Annotated in this window: 16 protein-coding genes and 6 pseudogenes; 6 read left to right on the forward strand and 16 right to left on the reverse strand. The window is 63.7% G+C overall.

Annotated elements, in window-relative coordinates:
- Positions 1–2: 2 nt before the first annotated feature.
- From U5O12_RS07480 to U5O12_RS07495, 4 genes and pseudogenes are all read right to left on the reverse strand, one after another.
- Entirely contained in the window at positions 3–1,505 is a 1,503-nt protein-coding gene (locus U5O12_RS07480; RefSeq protein ID WP_322578031.1) for a DEAD/DEAH box helicase, read from the reverse strand.
- 241 nt (positions 1,506–1,746) lie between these two features.
- Positions 1,747–2,650 (reverse strand): annotated as a pseudogene (locus U5O12_RS07485) (neutral zinc metallopeptidase).
- On the reverse strand, positions 2,647–3,183 hold the full coding sequence (locus U5O12_RS07490) for a dCMP deaminase family protein (RefSeq protein ID WP_322578032.1): 537 nt from the start codon (positions 3,181–3,183) through the stop codon (positions 2,647–2,649). Before U5O12_RS07490 ends, U5O12_RS07485 begins: the two are co-directional and overlap by 4 nt.
- A 23-nt stretch (positions 3,184–3,206) precedes the next feature.
- On the reverse strand, positions 3,207–4,145 hold the full coding sequence (locus U5O12_RS07495; RefSeq protein WP_322578033.1) for a LysR family transcriptional regulator: 939 nt from the start codon (positions 4,143–4,145) through the stop codon (positions 3,207–3,209).
- A gap of 146 nt (positions 4,146–4,291) precedes the next feature.
- On the opposite strand from U5O12_RS07495, the gene U5O12_RS07500 reads away from it, so the two are divergent.
- A complete protein-coding gene (locus U5O12_RS07500) occupies positions 4,292–4,873 on the forward strand; it encodes a carboxymuconolactone decarboxylase family protein (protein WP_322578034.1) in 582 nt (193 codons plus the stop codon).
- 8 nt (positions 4,874–4,881) lie between these two features.
- Positions 4,882–5,745 carry an NAD(P)-dependent oxidoreductase gene (locus U5O12_RS07505; RefSeq protein ID WP_322578035.1) on the forward strand — a complete coding sequence of 288 codons (864 nt, stop codon included), beginning with the start codon at positions 4,882–4,884 and terminating at the stop codon, positions 5,743–5,745.
- Between the two features lie 88 nt (positions 5,746–5,833).
- Here the strand turns inward: U5O12_RS07505 and guaD are convergent, their stop codons facing one another.
- Positions 5,834–7,165, reverse strand: coding sequence for a guanine deaminase (gene guaD, locus U5O12_RS07510; RefSeq protein WP_322578086.1), 1,332 nt, complete (start codon positions 7,163–7,165; stop codon positions 5,834–5,836).
- A 94-nt stretch (positions 7,166–7,259) separates the two neighbouring features.
- Complete coding sequence (locus U5O12_RS07515) at positions 7,260–8,363, reverse strand: BMP family ABC transporter substrate-binding protein (protein WP_322578036.1); 1,104 nt, start codon at positions 8,361–8,363, stop codon at positions 7,260–7,262.
- A gap of 123 nt (positions 8,364–8,486) precedes the next feature.
- Between U5O12_RS07515 and U5O12_RS07520 the strand changes: the two genes are divergently transcribed.
- Complete coding sequence (locus tag U5O12_RS07520; protein WP_322578037.1) at positions 8,487–9,266, forward strand: tetratricopeptide repeat protein; 780 nt, start codon at positions 8,487–8,489, stop codon at positions 9,264–9,266.
- Between the two features lie 12 nt (positions 9,267–9,278).
- Here U5O12_RS07520 and U5O12_RS07525 read toward each other — a convergent pair whose 3' ends face one another.
- A complete protein-coding gene (locus U5O12_RS07525) occupies positions 9,279–10,190 on the reverse strand; it encodes a LysR family transcriptional regulator (protein WP_322578038.1) in 912 nt (303 codons plus the stop codon).
- An 81-nt stretch (positions 10,191–10,271) separates the two neighbouring features.
- Between U5O12_RS07525 and U5O12_RS07530 the strand changes: the two genes are divergently transcribed.
- Positions 10,272–10,667 (forward strand): hypothetical protein, encoded by a 396-nt coding sequence (locus tag U5O12_RS07530; RefSeq protein WP_322578039.1) that lies wholly within the window; start codon positions 10,272–10,274, stop codon positions 10,665–10,667.
- Here U5O12_RS07530 and U5O12_RS07535 read toward each other — a convergent pair.
- From U5O12_RS07535 to U5O12_RS07565, 7 genes and pseudogenes are all read right to left on the reverse strand, one after another.
- Positions 10,664–11,712, reverse strand: a pseudogene (locus tag U5O12_RS07535) (adenosine deaminase). The gene U5O12_RS07530 and the pseudogene U5O12_RS07535 sit on opposite strands and share 4 nt — an antisense overlap.
- Positions 11,712–12,735, reverse strand: a pseudogene (locus U5O12_RS07540) (Rieske 2Fe-2S domain-containing protein). The pseudogenes U5O12_RS07535 and U5O12_RS07540 overlap by 1 nt, the downstream one beginning before the upstream one ends.
- An 87-nt stretch (positions 12,736–12,822) precedes the next feature.
- Entirely contained in the window at positions 12,823–13,980 is a 1,158-nt protein-coding gene (locus tag U5O12_RS07545; protein WP_322578040.1) for a BMP family ABC transporter substrate-binding protein, read from the reverse strand.
- 47 nt (positions 13,981–14,027) lie between these two features.
- A complete protein-coding gene (locus U5O12_RS07550; RefSeq protein ID WP_322578041.1) occupies positions 14,028–14,948 on the reverse strand; it encodes an ABC transporter permease in 921 nt (306 codons plus the stop codon).
- A complete protein-coding gene (locus U5O12_RS07555) occupies positions 14,948–16,039 on the reverse strand; it encodes an ABC transporter permease (RefSeq protein WP_322578042.1) in 1,092 nt (363 codons plus the stop codon). The genes U5O12_RS07550 and U5O12_RS07555 overlap by 1 nt, the downstream gene beginning before the upstream one ends.
- Positions 16,032–17,583: pseudogene (locus tag U5O12_RS07560) on the reverse strand (ABC transporter ATP-binding protein). Before U5O12_RS07560 ends, U5O12_RS07555 begins: the two are co-directional and overlap by 8 nt.
- A 42-nt stretch (positions 17,584–17,625) precedes the next feature.
- On the reverse strand, positions 17,626–18,558 hold the full coding sequence (locus U5O12_RS07565) for a LysR family transcriptional regulator (protein ID WP_322578043.1): 933 nt from the start codon (positions 18,556–18,558) through the stop codon (positions 17,626–17,628).
- An 86-nt stretch (positions 18,559–18,644) separates the two neighbouring features.
- Between U5O12_RS07565 and xdhA the strand changes: the two are divergent.
- Together xdhA and xdhB are read left to right on the forward strand one after the other, a co-directional pair.
- Positions 18,645–20,127, forward strand: a pseudogene (gene xdhA / locus U5O12_RS07570) (xanthine dehydrogenase small subunit).
- Positions 20,124–22,515, forward strand: a pseudogene (gene xdhB, locus U5O12_RS07575) (xanthine dehydrogenase molybdopterin binding subunit). The pseudogenes xdhA and xdhB overlap by 4 nt, the downstream one beginning before the upstream one ends.
- On the opposite strand, the gene U5O12_RS07580 reads toward xdhB, so the two are convergent.
- Together U5O12_RS07580 and U5O12_RS07585 are read right to left on the reverse strand one after the other, a co-directional pair.
- On the reverse strand, positions 22,498–23,349 hold the full coding sequence (locus tag U5O12_RS07580) for an ankyrin repeat domain-containing protein (RefSeq protein WP_416221462.1): 852 nt from the start codon (positions 23,347–23,349) through the stop codon (positions 22,498–22,500). The pseudogene xdhB and the gene U5O12_RS07580 overlap by 18 nt on opposite strands.
- Before the next feature lie 9 nt (positions 23,350–23,358).
- On the reverse strand, positions 23,359–23,856 hold the full coding sequence (locus U5O12_RS07585) for a heme-binding protein (protein ID WP_322578044.1): 498 nt from the start codon (positions 23,854–23,856) through the stop codon (positions 23,359–23,361).
- Positions 23,857–24,023 lie beyond the last annotated feature (167 nt).

The following is a 24,023-nucleotide window of genomic DNA, read 5'->3' on the forward strand; positions in this document are numbered from 1 at the left end:
ACTCAGACCGTCGACTCGGGTTTGAACAACGCAGCGACTTTGCGTTTTGGCTTGATGTTGGCCGAAATGCTGCGCCCAGCAGGCCGCGCTGCAGCTTCCCAATTCGGAGCCGAGGCTGGGTCCGCCGGAGCAGCATTGGGCTCGTAGGGCTTGTCAAAAAACGGATCGCGCGAGGTAGGCGCCGGGCGGTTGTAGTCGTTGCGCGGCGCGCGCGGCACACGGCTACGGTGGGCATCATCGCGCGAGCCCCGGCCTTCGCCGCGCCCAGCGCTGCGGCCGTTGTCGCCACCAACATCGCTGCCATCTTCGTGGTACATGCGGCGGCCATCGTTGATACGACCTTGCTTGCGGATGTCCGGTTGGTCTTCGTCAAACTCCACCGCTTCCAGTTCAATCTTGACCTTGATTAGCTTCTCAATATCTGCAGCCAAACGGGCGTCGTTACCGCCGCCCACAAAGCTCACTGCCAAGCCAGAAGCACCCGCGCGGCCGGTGCGGCCAATGCGGTGTACATAGTCTTCTGCGTTGAATGGAATATCGAAATTGAACACCGCCGGCACATCCTTGATGTCCAATCCACGCGCGGCCACATCGGTACACACCAGCAAGTCCACTTCGCCCTTCTTGAAGGCCTCTAGGGCTTTCAGGCGCTCATCCTGGCTCTTGTCACCGTGCAGTGCGGTCGTCTTCAAGCCTTCGCGCTCCAGCGAACGGGCCAGGCGGGCACAACCCAGCTTGCTGTTCACAAACACAAAGGCTTGCTTGATACCGCGTGACTTGAGAATTTGGTGCAGCGCATGGCGCTTGTTGTCTTCATTCACACTGTAGAAATGCTGCTCCACTGTGGATGCGGTCGCGTTGGACCGCGCCACCTCAATCGTCACGGGGTTTTGCAAATAACTATTGGCCAGGCGCTTGATCTCGGGCGAGAACGTTGCGCTGAACAGCAGCGTAATTCGCTGCTTGGGCAAATGAGACAGGATGCGCTGCAGGTCGGGCAAGAAGCCGATGTCCAGCATGCGGTCGGCTTCGTCCAGCACCACGTACTCAACCTGGTTGAGCACTGCGTTCTTGGCTTCAATGTGATCCAGTAGACGGCCCGGCGTGGCCACCAGCACTTCAACGCCTTTTTTCAACTCCAGCGTCTGAGGCTTCATGTCCATGCCGCCAAACACCACCGCGCTGCGGATATTGGTGTACTTGGCGTACATCTTGACCTGTTGGGCCACTTGGTCAGCCAGCTCACGCGTTGGCAGCAATACCAAAGCGCGCACTGGGTGGCGGGCAGGAGAGGTCGAAGCATTTTCATGCTTCATCAAGCGGTGCAGCAGCGGCAGCGAGAAGGCTGCGGTTTTACCGGTGCCGGTCTGGGCAGCGCCCATCACATCTTGCCCGGTGATCACCACGGGGATGGCCTGCGCCTGAATCGGCGTCATGTGCTCGTAGCCCATCTCGGCCACAGCCCGCTTGAGCGGATCGGCCAAGGCCAAGTCGGCATAGCGCATCGGCGCGGCTTCAGCAGGTGGGTTGGCTGTGGCAGCAGGCGCGGAAACGGGGGATTGCAGTTCAGTATTCAAATCGGTCAGGCATAGCCATAAGGTGTGCTATCCATCCGATAGCGGGGGGCCCCAAGACTCAAGGCAAACCCCGATTATCCCCTAAGTCCGTGAATTCCCCGCCGGGCCGCCCCAAGGGGAATTAGCCCCCTCGGGGGTAGGCGACCCGCGCAGCGGCGGAGCGCAGGGGTTATATCGAGCGGCTGGAGAAGGTGTCGCAGCCCTTAACGCTGCCGCCTTGCAGGCCCTTGTCAAACCAGCGCTGACGTTGGGCACTGGTGCCGTGGGTGAAGCTCTCTGGCACCACAGCGTGGCCGCTGCCACGCTGCAGCGCGTCGTCGCCAATCTTGGCGGCGGCGTTCATGGCCTCGGCCACATCACCGTCCTCTAGCAATTGGCGGGCGTTGTTGGCATGGTGCGCCCAGACGCCGGCAAAACAGTCCGCCTGCAGCTCCAGGCGCACGCTCAGGGCGTTGCCCTCGGCTTGGCTGACGCGGCTGCGGGCTTCTTGCACTTTGGCACTGATGCCCAGCAGGTTTTGCACGTGGTGGCCCACCTCATGGGCAATCACATAGGCCTGGGCAAAGTCACCGGGCGCGCCTAGCTGCTTTTGCAGGGTTTCGTAAAAGCCCAGATCAATATAGACCTTCTGGTCGGCCGGGCAGTAAAACGGGCCCATGGCGCTTTGTCCCTGGCCGCAGGCGGTCGACGTGGCGCCCCGAAACAGCACCAGCTTGGGCCTTTGGTAGTCGGCCCCGCCCTTTTTGAACACATCGGTCCACACATCTTCGGTGTCAGCCAACACGGTGGACACGAAGGTCGCCATGCGGTCATCGGCGGGTGGGCGTTTGGCCGGGCCCTGCTGCACCATGGGCCACAGGGGCGCCCTTACCGCTCAGCAGGCCCAGGATGGTGAGCGGGTTGATGCCCAACGCCCAGCCGCCCAAAAGCGCAACCACAATCGTGCCCGCCCCCAATTTGCTGCCCAGCAGGCCGCCGAGCAAACCACCGAGGCCGCCGCCACTGAAACCGCCACCGCCACCATCGCGGCGGTCTTCCACGTTGTCCGACTGGCGGTTGCCTTCCCATTTCATGGCGCGGACTTTCCTTGTGTCGAGCTTTCTATGAACTGGGCCAGCTCAGTGGACCAGTCGGCCGAATCGGGGTGCAGTTCCTGCAGCGCTTCAATCTCCACACCCGCATCGGCCAGCATCTTCTCGGACGCTCCGTTGATGCGTTCTTGGTGCGCCTTTTTGTCCAGATAGACCACGCGCTTGATCCCGACCTGGATGATGGACTGCACGCAACGGGGGCAAGGGTATTGGGTCGCATAAATGGTGGAACCATGCAGCGGCAGCGTCGTGCAATTGAGAATGGCGTTTTGCTCGGCGTGGACGATGTAGCTGTGGCGCGAGTTCAGCGGGTCGCTGTCGTCGTCCTGCCAGTAGTGTTCGTCGTTGTCGTCACAGCCACGCGGCAGACCGTTGTAGCCCACGCCTGAAATTTTGTTGTCCGGGCTGACGATGCAGGCCCCGTTGCGCTTGCGCGCATCTTTGGAGCGCGCGGATGCCAAGAGCGCGACGCCCATGAACATGGAATGCCAGTGGATCAGAGAGTCGTTTTTCATAGCGTGCGGAGGTTGCAGGCAGTCTAGCATTGGGCCAAACTGCAGCGCGGCACGCCACAAGGTGGTTGGCAACGCAACTTTTCCCGCAAAAAATCCGCCATGACCCGCACCTTGTTCGGCAGGTAGCTGCGGCTGGGGTAGACGATCCACGCGGCCGTATCAAAGGTGGTGGCTGTTGCGGCATAACCCGGAAAGAGCGGTACCAACAGCCCCTTGGCGACGGCATCGGCCACCAGCCAGTCGGGCAACAGGGCCGGCCCCAAGCCGGCAAGAGCCGCCGTCAGCAAGGCACTGGCCGGCGCCAGGGTCAAATCGCCCTGAATGGCCACGCGTTCCTCGCGGCCCTCCGAATCCCGAAACAACCAGTGTGTGCGGTATGCCCGCAGATTGAACAGCAGCACTTTGTGGTGGGACAGGTCGGTAGGCTGCAAAAGAGGCGCATGGTGCGCCAAGTAGTCCGGGCTGGCATAGACCCCGTAGCGCGTGTCCATGAGCTTGGCCACCACCACATCGCCTTCGATGGCGGGAGCCAGACGGATCGCCAAGTCCATGCGCTCCGACACCAAGTCCACATTCGCATCGCTGAACGCGCATTCGACTTTCAAATCTGGGTAGCGAGCATGAAACTCCCCCAGCAAGGGCACGATGCACATCTGCCCGAACGTCACCGATGCGGTCAGACGCAACAGGCCACGAGGCGCACTGCTGACCTGTGCGGCCGCATCGCGCGCATGCTCCAACTCGTCCAGCAGGGGCTCCAACCGCGCCAGGTAGATTTCACCCGCTTCGGTCAGGGTCATGGAACGCGTGCTGCGCTGAAAGAGTCGCAGGCCCAACTCGCTTTCCAAATCGGCAATCGCGCGGGACACCGACGACGGGTCCACGTCGCGTTCTTTGGCCACGGCGGCAAAACTGCCGCGTCGTGCCACGGTGAGCAACAAGTGCAGGTTGTCAACATTCATTCATGCATTATTTGCACGTTATTAGTGCAATGCAATGCCTTTATCAATTAATTTGTCATCAATAAAGTCCATTCCCAGGACAACGACAACGGGTTGTTGCCCACCAACCCAGGGCTTTGGCGCTGGAACATTGAGAAAGACCCACCATGACCACCTTCACCTCCTACACCCTCGACAACGCGCCGGCAGCCTCCCGCGCCAAGCTGGCCGAGGTCGCCCAAGCCTGGGGCTTTTTGCCCAAGCTGCACGGCAATCTGGCCGAGAGCCCGCTGGCGCTGAACGCCTACGACACCCTATTTGGTTTGGTCGCCTCCCAATCCACCTTGACGCCTATCGAGCAGCAGGTGGCGTATCAGGCCATCAACGTGTTACACGCCTGCGAGTACTGCACCGCCGGCCACACCTATTTGTCGCGTGCGGTGAAGATGGACGAAGCCGCCATTGCCGCACTGCGCAATGGAACGCCCATCCCCGACGCCCGCTTGCAGGCCTTGCGCGTCTTCGCCGAAACCGTGGTGCGCGAACGCGGCTTGGTGGGCGAAGCAACGACCGACGCCTTCATCGCCGCCGGCTTCAACAATGCCCAGGTGTTGGAAGTGGTAACGATTGCGGCGACCAAGACGATCTCCAACTACACCAACCACCTGACCAAGACGCCGAAGGAAGCCTTCATGGCCGACCCGACCCTGGGCTGGGTGGCACCCCGCAACCGCGCCAAAGCGGCATGAGGCAGGCCATGCAAACCATCGCTTTTCTGGGACTAGGGGCAATGGGCGCGCGCATGGCCGCCCACCTCGTCAAGGCGGGTTACCCCGTCACCGTGTGGAACCGTGACCCCGCCAAGGCCGCACCGCTGCAGCAACAAGATGCCACGCTGGTGGCCACGGCGCGCGCCGCAGCGCAGGGCGCGGATGTGGTGATCTCTATGGTCACCGACGATACCGCCGCGCGCAGCGTTTGGTTGGATGCGCAAACCGGGGCATTGGACGGGTTGCAAGCGGGTGCCATTGCCATCGAATGCTCCACGGTCACGCCGACATGGGTGCGGCAGCTCGCAGAAGCGGTGCATTCCCGTGGTGCCCATCTTTTGGATGCACCCGTCGTGGGCTCCCGGCCACAAGCCGATGCCGCGCAACTGATCCTCATGGTGGGCGGAGCGGAGCACGCCCTAGAACAGGTGCGCCCGGTGCTCAGCACCTTGGCGGCCAAGCTGCTGCATGTGGGCGCGGTCGGCCAAGGCGCGGTGCTCAAGCTGGCGGTCAACGCGCTGTTTGCAGCCCAATTGCAGAGCGTGGCCGAATTGCTGGGCTTCCTCACCCGCAACGGCTACGCGCCCGAGCAAGCGGCGAATTTGCTGGGGGAGTTCCCTGTCGTGGCGCCGCCCATTGCTGGGGCCGCAAAAATGATGGCGGCCAAAAACACCGCACCCTTGTTCACGATTGACCTGATCGAGAAAGACCTGGGCTACCTCCTGGACACGGCCAGTGCCAGTGGCGCAGATTTGCCCAGCGCCAGCGTTGCACGAACGGCATTTCAGCGCGCCCAGCAGCTCGGCCTAGGAGCTGCCAACGTCAGTGGTCTGGCAGCGGTGTTTGCCTGAAGAAGTTTCTTGGCTGCACTTCGGCACCGCCAAGAACTTCACTATAAAAACAGAAGCTACTCACGCAATATGCATGCGGTCTAGCGCCCTAAATCGCTTGCGAAACTATCGTTTTTTCAATCAAGCGGTCATCCCCCAGCACGATCAGACTGAACAGCAATTCGTCCAGGTTGGAGGCCAGCGCCGTCTTGCGGGCCAAGAGCGGTGTGGCCTGGGGGTTGAGCACCACAAAGTCGGCCTCGCAGCCGGGCAGTAGGTTGCCTACCGCAGGTCCACCGTTCGCGCCGTCCAGCCCCAAGGCCGCCGCTGCGCCGGCGGTATGTTGCCACCACAGGTGCTGGGGCGACAGCGACAGGCCGGGTTTGGTTTGCCCCTCGCGGCCCACGTAATAAGCGGCCAGCATGGTGTGAAACGGGCTGAAACTGGTGCCGCCGCCTACATCGCTGGCCAGGCCGTACTGGTAGCCCACGCGGTTGGCGCCCTCGTAGTCAAAAAAGCCGCTGCCCAGGAACAGGTTGCTGGTCGGACTAATGGCCGCTGCGGCGCCGGTGTCGCGCATCAGCGCGCGGTCATCGTCGTCAAAGTGGATGCAATGGGCGTAGATGGCCCGGTTGCGCATCAAGCCGAAGTCGTCGTAGGTGGCGAGGTAGCTGCGCGACTGGGGAAAGAGTTCGCGGGCCCAGGTGATTTCGTCCTTGTTCTCGGCCACATGGCTTTGGATCCATACGTCTCCATACTGTTTGGCCAAGTCACCCGCACCGCGCAACTGCGCCTCGGTGCTGGTGGGCGCAAAGCGCGGGGTGATGGCGTAGCCCAGGCGGTCCACACCGTGCCAGCGCTGGATCAGCGCTTCGGTGTCGCGCAGGCTTTGCTCGGTGCCGCTCACGCTGCCCAGCCCCTGGTTCAGCAAGTCGGCCGGAGCATGGCGGTCCATGAGGCACAAGCCGGTGATGAGGCGCATCTGCTGCACCTGCGCTTCGGCAAACAAGGCGTTCACCGATTCGGGGTGCGAGGTGGCAAAGGCGAGCGCCGTGGTGACACCGTTGCGCAGCAGTTCCGCTACGAAAAAGGTAGCTGCTTGCGCACTGTATTCGGGGGCTGAGAAGCGTTTTTCTTCTGGAAACGTGTAATTTTCCAACCAAGGCAGCAAGCCCGAGGCGGGCGAGCCGATGACGTTGGTTTGCGGGTAGTGGATGTGCAGGTCGATAAACCCCGGCGCGATGATGCGACCCGGCAAATGCTCCACCGGACCCTGCGCGTACTGCGCCTGCAAGTCGTGCCACGGACCAATCGCTTGCACCACTTGGCGCCCTTGCGCATTGGGGCCCACCACCAGCAGGCCGTCTTGTTCAAAACGGGCCAGCGCCACGCCGTCCGACGGCGGGGCGAACCAAAGCAAGGAGGCGCGGTAAGCTTTCATCATGGCTGGAGCTTAAACGGGTGCGGCAGGGTGGGCTATATGGTCAGCCCCATAAGCGATATGCGTGCCATGCCGCACCTGACTCACAGCGCGATCAGGGCTGGGTTTTGCCCAGCACCCCCTCCACCAACCAGTTCATACCCAGGATGTCCGCGTCGCTCAACGTCTTGCCGGGCAGAATGACCTCGCGGCCCTGGTTGTCCCGCACCGCGTCTTTGGCGTAGAACGGGTGTAGCTTGCCTTGGGCAATGTCCTTCTGGCGCGCCAGCACTTCAACCTGTACGGCCTTGGGCACCTTGCTGCCAAAGTCGCCCACGCGGATCATGCCGGCCTTGACGCCGCCCCAAACGGAACCGCTGGTCCAACTGCCGTTGAGTACCGCTTTGGCGCGCGCGGTGTAGTAGTCGCCCCACTGGTGGGTGACAGCCACAATTTGCGCGTCGGGCGCAACTTTGCGCATATCGGAGTGGTAGGCCACGGCCAGCTTGCCGCGCTCTTGGGCCGCCACCATCACGGCGGTAGAACCGGTGTGGAACGCCATCACATCGGCGTTTTGGTTCATCAGCGTCATGGCCGCATCGCGCTCGCGCCCGGGGTTAAACCACTCGTTCAACCACACCACCTTCACCTGCGCTTGGGGGTTCACCGAGCGCATGCCCAGAGTGAACGCGTTGATACCTTGCAGCACTTCGGGGATGGGGAAGCCCGCCACGTAGCCCGCCAAGTTGGTGCGCGTCATGCGGCCGGCAGCGATACCCGCGAGGTAGCGCCCTTCGTAGTAGCGCGCATTGGCAGCGGCCACGTTGGACGTGGTTTTGTAGCCGGTGATGGACTCGAACTTCACATTGGGAAACTCTTGGGCCACCGTCAACGTGGGCTCCATATAGCCAAAACTGGGCGTGAAGATGAGTTGGTTGCCCTGACGCGCCAAGTCGCGGATCACGCGCTCGGCATCTGGCCCTTCTGCCACGTTTTCGACATAGGTGGCCTGCACCTTGACGCCCAGCGCAGCCACCAGCGCTTGGCGCGCGGCCTCGTGCTGGTGCACCCAGCCGGCGTCGCCCAGTGGGGCAACGTAGACCACGGCCACCTTGAGAGGCGGAGTCACAGGTGCGGCTTTGGTTTGGGAAAAGGCGCCCTGGGGCGCAAAAAGGCAATAACAAGCGGCCACGGCAGTGGCTGCGAGGTTTTTGTACATGGTAGTCCTCTACATGGTCCTGAAACAGAAAAACCGGCGCCGTCAGGGCGGCAACGCCGGGCGCACATTGTAAGTCCCATGGCACAATTGAGAATAGTTCTTATTTAAGATGCACTGATTGCCATGACCTTTTCTCCGCTGCCGCCCCTGCCCGCCTCGGCCGAAGCGCTGGCCCAACTGAAACCCGCCGATTGGCACGTCGTGGTCCAGGGCGAACCCACGGCCGCCGCGCAGTGGATGCTGATTGGCGCGCGGCTGGGCAACGCCGACGCCCAAACCACGCTAGGCCAGTGGCTGCTCGATGGCCATGGCCTAGACCGCCACCCGGCGGACGCGCTGGCCTGGTTTCTCAAGGCTGCGATGCAGGGCCACCCCATGGGCAAAAACATGGCAGGGCGCTGCCTGGAAAACGGCTGGGGTTGCGATGCCGACGCCGCCGCTGCGGCCCACTGGTACGGTCAAGCTGCGAAGCAAGGCTTGGACGCCGCCATGTACAACCTGGCCAACTTACTGGTCAGCGGCAAGGGGGTGGCGCAAGACCGCGCTGCCGCGCTGGACTGGTACCGCCAAGCAGCGAGCCAAGGCCATGTGAAATCCAAAACCAAGATGGGCCGCTTTTACGAGACCGGTTTGGTCGTCGCACAAGATCTGGACGCCGCGTTTGTGTGCTTTGAAGAAGGCGCGCGGGGCGGTGATTTTCGAGGCCAGTTCAATTACGCCGGCATGCTGGCGCAGCGCGGCCAGTTGGACGACGCTTTGGAATGGTTACGCAAAGTACCACTCACGGCGACACCGGCTTACCAAGCAGAAGTCGGCCCACTGCTGCTGCAGTCGCCCCACGCCGGGTTTAGCGCAGTGGGGAAGCAAATGCTGAACAACCTACAGCCAGTGGTGGCGAACTGACAGCCTTCGCGCTCAAAGCGGCGAGGCCGCCATCTCGCTCTCCAGAAACTCAAAGAATGCCCGCACCTTGCGCGGCAGGTAACGGGGCTGGGGCACGACCCCGAAAGCCGTAAGGTCCGTTAGTCGGTGGTCCGCCAGTACCTCCACCAACGCCCCCCTGCGCAGCAAGTCGTCCACCACAAAACGCGGCGTCAACGCCACGCCTTGCCCCGCCACCAGTGCGTCGCGCAGCATGACGCTGTTGTTAACCCGGTAATGCCCCGTGACCGCCACGGGGGAGCGCCCAGGCACAGTGGCGGGCCACTCAAAGGGCTGCGGCGTCTGGGTATAGAGCAGGCACGCATGGAAAGCCACATCGTCTGGTGTGTCTAGCGGCGGCGCTACGGCAAGGTAATGGGGTGCGGCCACGGCCACACGCGACACGGTGCCCAGTGGGCGCGCCACCAAGCCGGAGTCTGGCAACTGCTGGGTGATGCGCACGGCCGCATCAAAGCCCTGGGCCACCAAGTCCACAAAACTGTCGTTCAAGGACAAATCCAAGGTGATTTGCGGGTGCAGGTCCATGAAGCGCGGCATGCGCGAGGACATCCACATCAAGGCAAACGAGGTAGGCACAGCCACGCGCAGCACACCCTCTACGGCGCTCTGGGCTTGGCGCGCCAGGTCCAGACCGTTGGCCAGTTCGTCTTGGATGCGCACTGCGGTTTGGTACAGGCCCTGTCCCGCTTCGGTGACGGCCATGCTGCGGGTCGTGCGGTGCAACAGGCGCACGCCCACGTCGGCTTCCAACTGGGCCACCAGCTTGCTCACGGTGCCACCACTCAAACCCATGCTTTGAGCCGCAGCCTGGAACGACCGCAACTCCACCACCCGGCGGAACACCTGGAGGGATTGCAGATTCGGCCCCAATGCATTCTTTCTCATAGGGAACAAATGTTATGCGAAATACCATCTATACAAGAAAAAATGGACGCAATACAGTCGCAGCATCTTAGGAGCAGTGCCATGAACTGGGTAGAACGTCATATCGGAAGAATCATGCAGGTCTCTGGCCTGCTCACCTGCAGCATGGTGTTCGCGGCGCTGGCGCCACAAGCGGCGCTGGTCCACTATTTTGGTAACGGCCTGGAGGGCCCGGTGGCCGATGTGGTGGTGCGCAGCTGGGGTGCGCTGATTGGGCTGGTCGGGGCCATGCTACTGTACGCCGCCCAACGCCCTGAGCTCCGGCCCCTGGTCTTAGCAGTCGCGGGCAGCAGCAAGCTGGTTTTCGTGGCTTTGGTTTTGAGCCACGGCCGCTTGTTTTTGCCGCAGCAAGTGGGCATCGCGGTCTTGCTAGACGGCCTGTGGGCCTTGGTATACGCCGCGTACCTCGTCAGGCCCCAAGGCGAGGCAAGAAGCTAGACAAAGGTTTCGAACGCCTCGTCCAAGCGGTGCAGGTACTGGTTGCGCAACGTAGCGTCGATAAAGCTCGCCTCAAAACTATTGCGCGCCAAGAGGTAAGCCTGCTGCGCGCCCAAGCCCAGCGCAGCAAAGGTCTGGGTGAAGTTCTCGTTGAGGTAGCCACCGAAGTAAGCCGGGTCGTCCGAGTTGACGGTGGCCATGATGCCGGCGTCCAGCATGCGGCCCAAGTTGTGTTCGGCCAGCGTGGGGAATACGCGCAGCTTGAGGTTGGACAGCGGACAGACGGTCAGCGGAATGCGGTCGTGGCCAAGCGCTGCATCAGCGCAGCATCGTGGATGGCCTGCACGCCGTGGTCAATGCGCTCCACCTTGAGCACATCCAGCGCGCTCCAGATGTAGGCCGGGGGCGCTTCTTCGCCAGCATGGGCCACCAGGCGGAAGCCCAGCTGTTTGGCGCGGGCGTAGACCTTCGCAAATTTCTCCGGCGGGTGCCCCACTTCGCTGGATGCCAGGCCAATGCCCACAATCTTGTCGCGCAGCGGCAGCGCCTGCTCCAAGCATTCAAAGGCCTCTTCCTCGCTCAGGTGGCGCAAGAAACACAGGATCAACGAGGCCGTCATGCCGAACTTGGCCGGCGCATCGGCGCAGGCCCGGTACAGGCCGTTGATGACGACATCCGCACTCAGGCCGTGGCCGGTGTGCGTTTGGGTGTCAAAGAAAATCTCGGTGTGCAACACGTTGTCGGCCTGCGCGCGCGCCAGGTAGGCGCAGGTCATGTCGTAGAAGTCCTGCTCGGTCTTGAGCACCATGGTGCCCTCGTGGTAGATGTCCAAAAACTCCTGCAGGTTGTTGAACACATAGGCATCGCGCAGCGCCTGCTCACTGGGAAAGCGCAGCGGCACGCCATTGCGCTTGGCCAGCGCGAACATCAACTCGGGCTCCAGCGAGCCTTCAATGTGCATGTGCAGCTCGGCCTTGGGCATGGCACGCAACAGGGCTGGCATGCGGTCTGCGGCCACGGGTTTCACGGTGGGGTAGTTGGTCATCAGCAGACTCCGAAAGTAATGTTCTGTTGTTTCAAAAAGCGGCGGTAGGCCGACGACGCCTTGTCCGCCGCCGTGTGCACTTCGGCGCGCACATCCAGCGGCAGACGCTGCGGCCGTTGGGACTCCAGCACCGGCTTGTCCTGCATGAAGATGGTGTGCTGAAAATCCTGCAGCTTGGTGTCTGGCGACTCAAAGTCCGCCATGGCCAGGCGGAACCAGACACGGCTGCTCTCGGGGGTCATCGGGCAGATAAACAACCCAATCGATTCACGAAAGCCTTGTAGCGCCACGCTGGCAGCGTCAGGCACTTTGGTCAGCACCGCGGTGTAGGGCGCCAGCACCTCGTAGGTGTACTCCACCTGCGCAGGAGCGGTGGAATGCACATTGCTCTGCGGTTGCCAGGCCTTGCACTGGGTGGCGCGCAAACCGTTGGGCGTGCTCTCCACCGTGTAGTCGTCAATGGCGGTGGCTTCACGCATGCCCAGCCAGCCGTCGTGGACAAAGCCAAAGTGGGCCATGTCCAGAAAATTCTCGATGATGCGCGGAGCACTGGTCGCCACATCGTAGGGGCCACAGTTAACCGTGCGCAGTTGCGCGTCGGTCTCTGCGGCGAATACGGGAATCAAAGCCGTATCGGCATTGGCCTGCAGACTGACCCAGACCAGGCCATACCGCTCGCAGGCGGCGTAACGGCGCGCGGTGTGGGTAGGCGGCGGCACAAAGCTGGGCAGGGCCGGCACATGCACGCATTGGCCACTGCCATCGAACTGCCAGCCGTGGTAGGGGCACTCCAGCCGGTCGCCACACACCCGACCCAGCGAGAGCTGGGCACCGCGGTGCGGGCACTGGTCGGCCCAGGCGTGGATCTGGTGCGCGCTGTCGCGCCACAGCACCACGGCCTGGTCCAGCAGATGCACGCCCAGGGGCGCAGCTGCCACGTCGCGCGCGCAATGCCACGGGGTGCCACAGCCCAAACTCCACTGCGGCTGTGTCCGGCGTATTGGCTTTAACGTTGTCTTGCATCTGTCCTGAGCCCTTGCTAAAAAAACTTTGCCAACGCATCAAACAAAGGGCCGCTCGTGGGCGGCCCTTCGTTCACTCCACCGCCAGTTACTTGGCGCCAGGAACCTTGCCTTCCACGCCCTTGACGTAGAAGTTCACGCCCGACAGGAACTTGTCGTCAGCGGTTTCGCCTTCTTTCAAGATGTCCTTGCCGGTGTTGTCTTTCAGGGGGCCCTTCCAGATGGCGAAGGTACCTTCCGCCAAGCCCTTCTTCACTTCTTCCACCTTGGCTTTGGTTTCGGCAGGCACGTCTTCGGCCACAGACACGATGTCAATCGCGCCTTCCTTCACACCCCACCACACGGCGCTGTTACCCGTCCAAGTGCCTTCCAGTGCGTCCTTGGTGGCCTTGATGTAGTAAGGACCCCAGTTGATCACGGCAGAAGCCAGGTGGGCCTTGGGGCCATAGGCGGTCATGTCGGAATCCCAACCGAAGGCGCGCTTGCCCTTGGCTTCTGCTGTCTTCAAGACAGCCGGAGAGTCGGTGTTTTGGAACAGAACGTCAGCGCCACCGTTGATCAGGGACGTTGCGGCTTCGGTTTCTTTTGGGGGATCGAACCAGCCGTTCACCCACACCACTTTGGTCTTGACCTTGGGGTTGCTGCTTTGGGCGCCCAGGGTGAAGCTGTTGATGTTGCGGATCACTTCAGGAATTGGGATGGAAGCCACCACGCCCAGTGTGTTGGTCTTGGTCATCTTGCCGGCAATCACACCCGCCATGTACGCGCCTTCGTAGGTGCGGCTGTCGTAGGTGCGCATGTTGTCGGCTTGTTTGTAGCCGGTCGCGTGCTCGAATTTCACGTCCTTGAATTCAGGCGCCAACTTGAGCATGGGCTCCATGTAACCAAAGGTGGTGCCGAACACCAGCTTGTTGCCGCTGCTGGCCATTTCGCGGATCACGCGCTCAGCGTCAGCCGACTCAGGCACGTTTTCCACGAAGGACGTGACGATCTTGTCACCGAATTCTTTTTCCAGCGCCTTGCGACCGTTGTCGTGGGCGAAGGTCCAGCCGCCGTCACCCACCGGGCCGACGTAGGCGAATGCGATTTTCAGGGGCTCTGGCTTGGGTGCAGGGGCAGACGCTGCGGGTGCAGGCGCTGGCGCAGGAGCCGGCTCTTCCTTCTTGCCGCAACCCACCAGGGCTGCGCTCGCCACCGCGGTCAGGGCCGCGATTTTGAGCAGTGAACGTTTTTGCAAATCTGTCATGTCACTTCCTTTAAAAAAACGAGAGAAAACCGAAACGATCGAAACAGTCAGGAACCCGGATAGAACGGCTTGCCAATGGAAGCCGGCATATTAATCCGAATCCAGCGGGGATTGCGAGAGATCAGCGCCAGCACCACGATGGTTGCCACATAGGGCAGCATGGTCAAGAACTGGCTGGGCACCTCCACCCCAATACCCTGCAGGTGGAACTGCAACATGGTCACGCCACCAAACAGGTAGGCCCCAAGCAAGACCCGCGCCGGGCGCCAGGTGGCAAAGGTCGTCAGCGCCAGCGCGATCCAGCCCTTGCCGGCCACCATGCCCTCCACCCACAGCGGGGTGTAGATGATGGAAATGTAGGCACCTGCCAGCCCGCACAGCGCCCCGCCCACCACCACGGCAGCCAAGCGGATGCCGCGCACCGGGTAGCCCAAGGCGTGGGCCGACTCGGGACTTTCACCCACACTGCGCAGAATCAGGCCGGCGCGCGTGCGGTACAAAAACCAGATCAACGCCAGCGCAAACAGCACGGTCAGGTAGACCATGGGGTGGTGGCGGAACAGGGCGGGGCCCACAAAAGGAATGTCAGCCAGCCCGGGAATGGCAAAGCTGGGGCGGTCGGGCATTTTTTCCTGCACGTACGAAATACCCGCAAAAGCCGAAAAGCCGCCACCAAACAAACTGAGCGCCAGACCGGTGGCGTACTGGTTGGTGTTGAGCCAGATCACCAGTACGCCAAAGATGGCGGCCATCACGGCGCCAGCGGCCATACCGGCGGCAAAGCCGGCCATGTCGCTGCCGGTGTGCACCACGGCGGCAAAGCCGGCGATGGCGGCGCAGAGCATCATGCCCTCGGCGCCCAGGTTCACGATGCCGGCTTTCTCGTTGATCAAAAGGCCCAGCGAGGCAATGGCCAGCACGGTGCCCGCGTTCAGGGTGGCTGCAATGAGCAGAGCGTAGGAATCCATTATTTTTTACCTCCCGCAGCGGCGGACTTGACCCACTTGAGGCGGTAGTTCACCAAGGTGTCGCAGGCCAACAGGCTAAACAGCAGCAGGCCCTGGAACACGCCGGTGAGCGACTTGGGCAGGCCAAGGCGCGACTGCGCCAGCTCGCCACCGATGTAGAACATGCTCATCAGCAGGGCCGAGAACACCATGCCCACCGGGTGCAGGCGCCCCACGTAGGCCACGATGATGGCCGCAAACCCGTAGCCCGCAGGCACATAGGGCGTGAGCTGGCCAATGGGGCCGGCTACCTCCAGCGCACCGGCCAGGCCGGCCATGCCGCCGGACACCAGCAGCGCCGTCCACAAAGCGCGGCGTGACGAAAAACCGGCATACCGGGACGCAGCAGGTGCCAAGCCACCCACCTGCTGGGCAAAGCCCGCACGGGTGCGGAACAAAAAGATCCACACGCCCGCCACCCCCACCAGCGCGAACAGCACGCCAATGCTCATGCGCGAGCCATCAAACAGACGCGGAATGCGGGTGGCTGCTTCAAAAGTTTTGGTCTGCGGGAAGTTGTAGCCCAGCGGGTCTTTCCAGGGGCCATAGACCAGATAGCCCAGCACCTGCACCGCCACGTAGACCAGCATCAGGCTGACCAAAATTTCATTGGCGTTGAACTTGTCGCGCAAAAACGCGGTGAGCCCCGCCCACACCATGCCGCCGGCAATCCCCGCCAGCACCACAGGCACCACAATCCAGCCGCCAGTGGTCTTCTCGGCCAGCAGGGCCACACCGCTGGCCGCAATAGCACCAATGATGTACTGCCCTTCGGCACCAATGTTCCACACGTTGGAGCGGAAACACACCGCCAGGCCCAGCGCAATCACCAACAGCGGCGTGGCCTTGACCACCAACTCGCCCAGCGCATACCCGCTCTTGATAGGCTCCCAAAAGAACACCAGCAGGCCGCGCACCGGGTCTTTGCCCAGCGCCGCAAACAGAATGACGCCGATGATGACGGTCACCACCAACGCCAGCAGGGGCGAGCCATAGCTCCAGGCCTTGGAGGGCTGAGGCCGGGCCTCCAGTTTCAAACCCGACTTAGCCATGGGCCACCTCCGCACGCGCGGCGGGCGTTGCGCCCTCCCACAAACCACTCATCCACTCTCCAATCTTTTCCACCGTGGCCTCGCCCACCGGCACCGAGGGCGACAACTTGCCGCGCGCAATCACGTGCAGGCGGTCACTCACCTCAAACAATTCGTCCAGCTCTTCGCTCACCACCAGCACGGCGCAGCCCGCGTCGCGCAGCGCCAGGATGGCACCACGGATTTGCGCGGCCGCCCCGACGTCCACACCCCAGGTGGGCTGGGACACGATGAACAGCTTGGGCGCCGCGTCAATCTCGCGGCCGACAATGAACTTCTGCAGGTTGCCGCCCGACAGCGAACGCGCCGCCGCCGTGGGGCCATTGGCCTTCACGTTGAAGGCGCTGATGATGCGGGCGGCGTGGGCCTCCAGCTGGCGCACCTTGATCCAGCCACCGGCAAACTTGGGCGCGGTGATGGACTCGGTGCGTGTGAGCAGCAGGTTGTGCGCCAGGCTCAGTGTGGGCACGGCGCCCCGGCCCAGGCGTTCCTCGGGCACAAAGTGCAGACCCAGCTTGCGGCGCCCGCCCGGGTGCAGGGCCGACACATCGGCCTGGCCCATGCGCACGCTGCCCTTGGCCGCACGGCAGTCTTCGCCCGACAAGGCGTACAACAATTCCTTCTGGCCATTGCCCGACACACCGGCAATGCCCACCACCTCGCCACCGTGCACGGTGAGCGAGATGCCGTCCAGGTCCACCCCGAACTGGTCCTCGCGGGCCAGGCTCAGCTGGCTGACCGTGAGCACTGGCGAGCCTGCTTGCTGCGGGCGGTGTTCCAGCTGCGGCGGCTCGGCGCCAATCATCAGGCGCGAGAGGGATGCGTTGGACTCTTCGGCCGGGTTGCACACGCCGGTGACCTTGCCGCCGCGCAGCACGGTGCAGGCATTGCACAGCTCGCGGATCTCGTGCAATTTGTGCGCTGATGTACAAAATGCTGCAGCCCTGCGAGGCCAGCTTTTTCAGCACCACAAACAGCTTTTCCACCGCCTGCGGCGTCAGCACCGAGGTGGGCTCGTCCAGGATCAGCAGTTGCGGGCTAGTCAGCAGCGCGCGGATGATTTCCACCCGCTGCATCTCGCCCACGCTCAGCGTGTGCACCGGTCGGCTGGGGTCAATGTCCAGGCCGTATTCGGCCGCCTTGGCGGTGATGCTGGCGGTCACCTGCTCCAGGCTTTGCGCCTTGTCCAGGCCCAGCCACACGTTTTCGGCCACGGTGATGGTGTCAAACAGGTTGAAGTGCTGGAACACCATGCTGATGCCCAGCGCGCGCGCCTCTTTGGGGTTGCGGATGTTGACCGGCTTGCCGTTGAACAGCACCTGGCCGGCATCGGGCTTGATGGAGCCGTAAATGATCTTCATCAAGGTGGACTTGCCGGCGCCGTTTTCGCCCAGCACCGCATGGGTCTGGCCGGGCAGCACAGTCAGCGAGACATCGCTGTTGGCGATCACGCCGGGGTAGGCCTTGGTGATACCGGTGAGCTGCAGGCGCGGCAACGGCGGCAGTGCGGGGAATTTGGTACAGGTGGGGCCATGGGTGCGTGTCTCTTATTCTTTTCGGAGTTCGGCAGCCACCGACTTGATGCGCTCGCGCAGCCACTTGTTGGACGCGCTAGTGTGCGTACGGGCATGCCAGAGCTGGTAGTACATCATGCGGGGGAACTCCACGGGGCAAGGCAGTATTTTGACCGGCAGTGTGTCCACAAACCGTTCGCAGTACTGCCTGCCGGTGGTGAGCACCAGCAAGGTTGATGCCACCATGCCCGGAATCAGCCCGAAATGCGGGCAGCGCGCCACGATATGGCGCTGCAGGCCCAAGCCGCTCAGGTGGTCGTCAATCACGCCCTTGGCGCCCGGGTGGGTGGCGCCAGGAGCAATATGCTCGGCCTCCAGCCACGAGGCCTGGTCCCAGCCGCGTCGCACCGCCGGGTGCTTTTTGGACACCAGACACACCACCTCGTCGCCAAACAGGCGGCCCAGGTGCAGGTCGTCGGGCGGCTGCGGCCAGTTGCCAATCACCACGTCAATATCGCCCTGGGCCAGCAGGGTGCGGTAGTCGCTGGCGCCCGACAGGGGGTGAATCTCAATCTCGGCCAGCGGCGCATGCGACTTGATCTGCGCCACCAGCCGGGGCAGAAACAGCGGGTCCAGGTAGTCGCTGGCGGCCAGGCGGAAGGTGTTGCGCGCGGTGGCGGGCTCAAACCCGCGGGCGTCCGAGAACAGCATCTCGGCGGCACGCAATATGCTGGCACTGGGCTCCAACATGCGCAGCGCCGTATCGGTAGGCACCATGCCCGAGCCGGAGCGCACCAAAAGTGGGTCCCCGGCAAAATCCCGCAGGCGTTTGAGCGACGCGCTCACCGCCGGCTGGTGCATGCCCAGACGGATGGCGGCTTTGGAAACGCTGCGCTCGGTTAACACGGTATGAAGGACCCTGATCAGATGAAGGTCTATCTTGTCGAAAAGGGATTGGTCTCTCATACAGGCGTGTAAATTGGTGCCATATGCTAATGCGTATGGGAGCCCTGCCCCTCCCGACTTACCCTCCCGCACGAGGAACCCATTCCATGACAACCCAAGTTTTGAGATTCGTACGCCGCGGCGAGATCGTCACCCTGGCCGATGTACCCCCCACCCGCACCCTGCTGGAGGTGCTGCGCGAAGACCTGCACTGCACCGGCACCAAGGAGGGCTGCAACGAAGGCGACTGCGGCGCCTGCACCGTGGTGGTGGGCGAAGAGGTCAACGGCCAGCTGCACACCAAGGCGGTCAACAGCTGTATCAAGATGGCGCACAGCCTGGACGGCAAAGCGCTGTGGACCGTGGAAGACATTGGCAGCGACGACGGCTGCCTGCACCCCGCACAAGAAGCCATGGTGCAGTGCCACGGCAGCCAGTGCGGCTTCTGCACCCCCGGTTTTGTGATGAGCCTGTTTGGCCTGTACCAGCAGCACGCCCACGCGGGCCAGCCCATCACCCGCGCCGACGCCCAGCACGCGCTCAGCGGCAACCTGTGCCGCTGCACCGGCTACCGCCCGATTCTGGACGCCGCCCAAACCATGCTGGGCCTGCCCGCCGTGCCGGTGGACGAGGCCAAAACGCTATCAAAACTGAAGCTGCTCGCGCAGCAACCACGGGGGCTAGAGGCCGATTTGGCTTATAAATCGCCCTCCACGCTGCCTGCGCTGCTGGCCGCCCGCGCCAAGTACCCGCAGGCGCAAATCGTGGCCGGCTGTACCGACGTGGGCCTGTGGGTCAACAAGATGCACATGGACTTTGCGCAGGTGCTGGACGTGACCCAGGTGGCCGAGCTGAAGCGCGTGGAAGACTACCCGCACCACATCGCCATTGGCGCCGCGGTGACGCTGACCGACGCCTTTGCCGCCCTGGTGGCCGACCGGCCGCAGCTGGGCGCCTTTGCCAGCCGCTTTGCCGGCCTGCCGGTGCGCAACGCCGGCACGCTGGGCGGCAACGTGGCCAACGGCTCGCCGATTGGCGACTCCATGCCGCTCTTGATTGCGCTGGGGGCCAACGTGGTGCTGATGGCCCTGCGCAAAGGCAAGATCGTCCACCGCGAGCTGCGCCTGGAAGACCTGTACACCGGCTACCGCCAAAACGTGATGGCCAAGGACGAAGTGCTGGCCTGGATCAAGGTGCCCAAGGCGGTGCCTGCCGGTTGAACGCTCGCGTGTCTACAAAATTTCCAAGCGATTCGAAGACGACATCTCCGCCGTCTGCCTGGCGCTGAACCTGCATATCGCAGACGGCGTGGTGCAGCATGCCAGCATTGGCGTAGGCGGTGTAGCCGCCACACCCGTGCGTGCCGTCAAGACGCAAGCTGCGCTGACCGGCCAGCCCTGGACGGCCGACACCGTGATGGCCGCGATGGCCACGCTGCGTGCCGAGTTTTCGCCCATCAGCGACATGCGCGCCAGCAGCGCCTACCGCACCGAGGTGCTGGGCAACCTGCTGCAGCGCTACTGGCTGGAGAGCCAGGGCCTGCATGCCATCAACCTTGAGAGCTTTGCGCTGGAAGGAGAAACCGCATGAGCGCCGCGCCCCTCACCGCTTCCGCCCAGCCCAGCCTGTCGCCCACTGTGCTGGAGGCTGCGCCTACGCCGCGCGGCCCGGCCGCCGGGGTCAACCAGTTCCACGAAAGCGCCGTCGCCCAGGTGGCCGGCGCCGTGCACTACATCGACGACCTGCCCGAGGTGCGCGGCACGCTGCATGCGGCGCCCATCCTGTCCAACGTGGCGCACGGCAAGCTGCTGGGTGTGGACAGCAGCGCCGCACTCGCCATGCCCGGCGTGGTGAGCGTGGTGCTGAGCGAAGACATTCCCGGCGACCCCATGCTGGCCGCCTTTGCGGGTGACGAGCCCGTGTTTGCCATGGACACCGTGCAGTTTGTCGGCCAGGTGGTGGGCGTGGTGGTGGCCAAGACGGCCATGCAGGCACGCCACGCGGCACGCAAGGTGAAGCTGAACATCGAAGCCCTGCCCGCCGTGCTGACCGTGCAGCAGGCGCTGGAGGCCAAGAGCTTTGTGCTGCCGCCGGTAACGGTGCGCCGGGGTGATGCAGCCACCGCACTCGCCAAAGTCGCAGTATTCCCTGCACGGCACGCTGGAGGTGGGCGGCCAGGAGCACTTTTACCTCGAAGGGCAGATTGCCTACGCCATGCCGCTGGAGCAAAACCAGTGGTGGATCTACAGCAGCACCCAGCACCCGGGCGAGGTGCAGCACTGGGTGAGCCACGCCCTGGGCATCGACAACCACGCGGTGAAGGTGGAGTGCCGGCGCATGGGCGGCGGCTTTGGCGGCAAGGAAACGCAGGCCGGCCACCTGGCCGTGTGGGCCGCCGTGGCGGCCACCAAAACCAAACAGGCCGTCAAGCTGCGCATGGACCGCGACGACGACTTCATGGTCACCGGCAAGCGCCACCCCTTTGCCTACGAATACACCGTGGGCTTTGACGACACCGGCCGCCTGACCGCACTGCAGCTGCAGATGGCCGCCAACTGCGGCTTCAGCGCCGATCTGTCCGGCCCCGTGGCCGACCGCGCCATCTTCCACAGCGACAACGCCTACTACCTGCAGGACGTGGACATCACCTCCTACCGCTGCAAGACGAACACGCAAAGCCACACCGCGTTTCGCGGCTTTGGCGGCCCGCAGGGCGTGATCCTGATCGAGGCCATCATGGGCGACATTGCCCGCGCCCTGAAGCTGGACCCGCTGGACGTGCGCCTGCGCAACCTCTACAGCGACGAGGCCGTTGCGGGCACCGACCCTCATAACCCAGTACGGCGCGACACCACCCACTACCAGATGAAGGTGGAGGACAACATCCTCCAGCCACTGCTATCAAAACTGGAGCTGTCCGCGCAGTATCGGCGGCGCGTAGAGGCCATTTCGGCATGGAATGCGAGCAGCCCCGTGCTCAAGCGCGGCATTGCGCTCACGCCGGTCAAGTTCGGCATCAGCTTCACCGCCACGCTGTTCAACCAGGCCGGCGCGCTGGTGCATGTCTACACCGATGGCAGCGTGCAGGTGAACCACGGCGGCACCGAGATGGGCCAGGGCCTGCACACCAAGGTGGCGCAGATCGTGGCGGACGAGCTGGGCATTCCGTTTGCGCGCGTGCTGTGCACCGCCAGCGACACCAGCAAGGTGCCCAACGCATCGGCCACCGCCGCCAGCGCCGGCACCGACCTGAACGGCCGCGCCGCCCAGTTTGCCGCGCGCCATGTGCGCGACAACCTGGCCGCGTTTGTGTGCGGGCTGGACGGCTGCGGCGCCGGTGCCATCAAGTTCAAGGGCGGCGAGGTGTTCTCACCCGTGGCCACGCGCAGCTTTGACGAGGTGGTGAAGCTGGCCTACGCCAACCGCATCCAGCTCTGGAGCGACGGCTTCTACCGCACGCCCAAAATCCACTACGACAAGACCACGCTCAGCGGCCGCCCCTTCTACTACTTTGCCTACGGCGCGGCCTGCACCGAGGTGGTGATTGACACGCTGACCGGCGAGAGCAAGGTGCTCAAAGTGGACATCCTGCACGACGTGGGCCGCAGCATCAACCCGGCCATTGACGTGGGGCAGATTGAAGGCGGCTTTGTGCAAGGCATGGGCTGGCTCACCACCGAGCAGCTGGTGTGGAACGACAAGGGCTACCTGGCCACGCACGCGCCCAGCACCTACAAGATTCCCACCGCGGGCGACATCCCCGAGCACTTCAAGGTGGACCTGTGGCCCGAGCCCAACCGCGAGGACAACGTGTTTGGCAGCAAGGCGGTGGGCGAGCCCCCGTTCATGCTGGCCATCAGCGTGTACGAGGCGCTGCGCGATGCCGTGGGCCAAGCGCGCGGCGACGGCAAACTGGTGCGCCTGACGGCACCGGCCACGGCCGAAAACGTGCTGCGCGCGTTACAGTCCGGGGCATGACGCCAGACACCGCCCCACCCCCCCCCATCCCATTGACATTCCCCACCCCCGGCGAGAGCTAAGCTCGGGGGGGGGGGGGGGAGCGGAGGGGGGGGGGGGACGGGGGGGGCTGGCCCCCGGGGGGGAGCCCCGCGTTTGAAAAAAAGGCTTTGAAGCCCTAGCCTGCAGCAGCTGCACCATGGCCTGGTAGCCCCGGGCCTGGGCCAGCTGCAGCGCGGTGTGGCCGCTGCGGTCGGTCAGCTTGGGGTTGGCCCCGGCCGCCAGCAGCTGGCGCACCACATCGGTGTGGCGCGCGCCGCCATCGCCCAGCACCACGGCCTCGATCAGCGCCGTCCAGTGCAGGTTGTTCACATGGTCCAGCGGCGCCCCGGCCGCAATGAGCTGGCGCACCACACCCGCATGGCCCAGGTGGGCGGCGGCAATGAGTGCGGTGCCTTCATACGGGCTGGTGGTGTTCTTGGCACTGGCGCCCAGCTGCAGCAGCAGGGCCAGCGTCTCTTCGTCATTGGCCACCGCCGCAATCGTCACCGGGTCGTACTGCTGGTATTCCATGGCGTTCAGGTCCGCACCGGCGGCCGCCAGCAGGCGAATCGCTTCGCGCTGGCTGGCATAGGTGGCCACATGCAGCGGCGTGCGCTGCTGCGCGTCACGCACTTCCAGATTGGGCTTGGCGGCTAGCAGCGTGCGCAGCTTGGCCAGGTCGCCACGGTGGGCAGCGCCCAGCAGGCCGGTGTACTGCGCCGCCTGCGCGGCGTTGGGCGCAATCTGGGCTTGGGCAGGGGCCAGCCCCAGCGCAGCCCACGCAATAGCAATGGAGGTAAGACGCAGGCGCATGGCAGCTCCTTACTTCAGCAGGTCAGCCACGGTGGCAATGGCCGCCACAGCGCACTGCTCGTCCAGGTGGCCGCCGGGCGCGCCGCCAATGCCCACGGCACCAATCACCTCATTGCCCACCTTCACCGGCACACCGCCACCCACCAGCAACATGCCGGGCAGGTAGACCAGCGTGGCGGCGGCAGGGTTCTTCTGCGCGTTTTCCATCATGGCCAGCGTGGTGTTCTTGGCGGAGGCCGAGGTGTAGGCCTTGGCACGGCTGGCGTCCACGGTGTGGGGGCCGGCATTGTCGGCGCGCTGCACGGCGCGCACGGTGCCCGCGCGGTCCACCACGGTGGTGGTCACGGCATAGCCCTTGTCCTGGCATGCGGCCACGGCGGCGGTGGCAATGCGGTTGGCCAGCTCCAGCGACATATTGCGCTCGGTGCGCACAGCCTCGGCTTGTGCGCCGGTGGCGGCCAGCAGGGTGATGGAAGCAATGGCGAGGGCAGACAGGGACTTGTTCATACGGTTCTCCTAGAGGGTTTAGGGTTACGGCAGACAGTTGTTTGCCGTTGGGAGAACTGTAGAAAAAGGCGGCGCTGCGGGGTATTCGTAGGCTTACGTGTGGGGGTCCGTAGAAATACGGAGAGGAGGTGACCAAGCTAGGCCATCCAGAAAACGAGGCGCGACCC

Origin of the sequence: Rhodoferax sp., assembly GCF_034519335.1 — a bacterium.
In the GTDB taxonomy this organism is placed as follows: Bacteria; Pseudomonadota; Gammaproteobacteria; order Burkholderiales; family Burkholderiaceae_C; genus Allorhodoferax.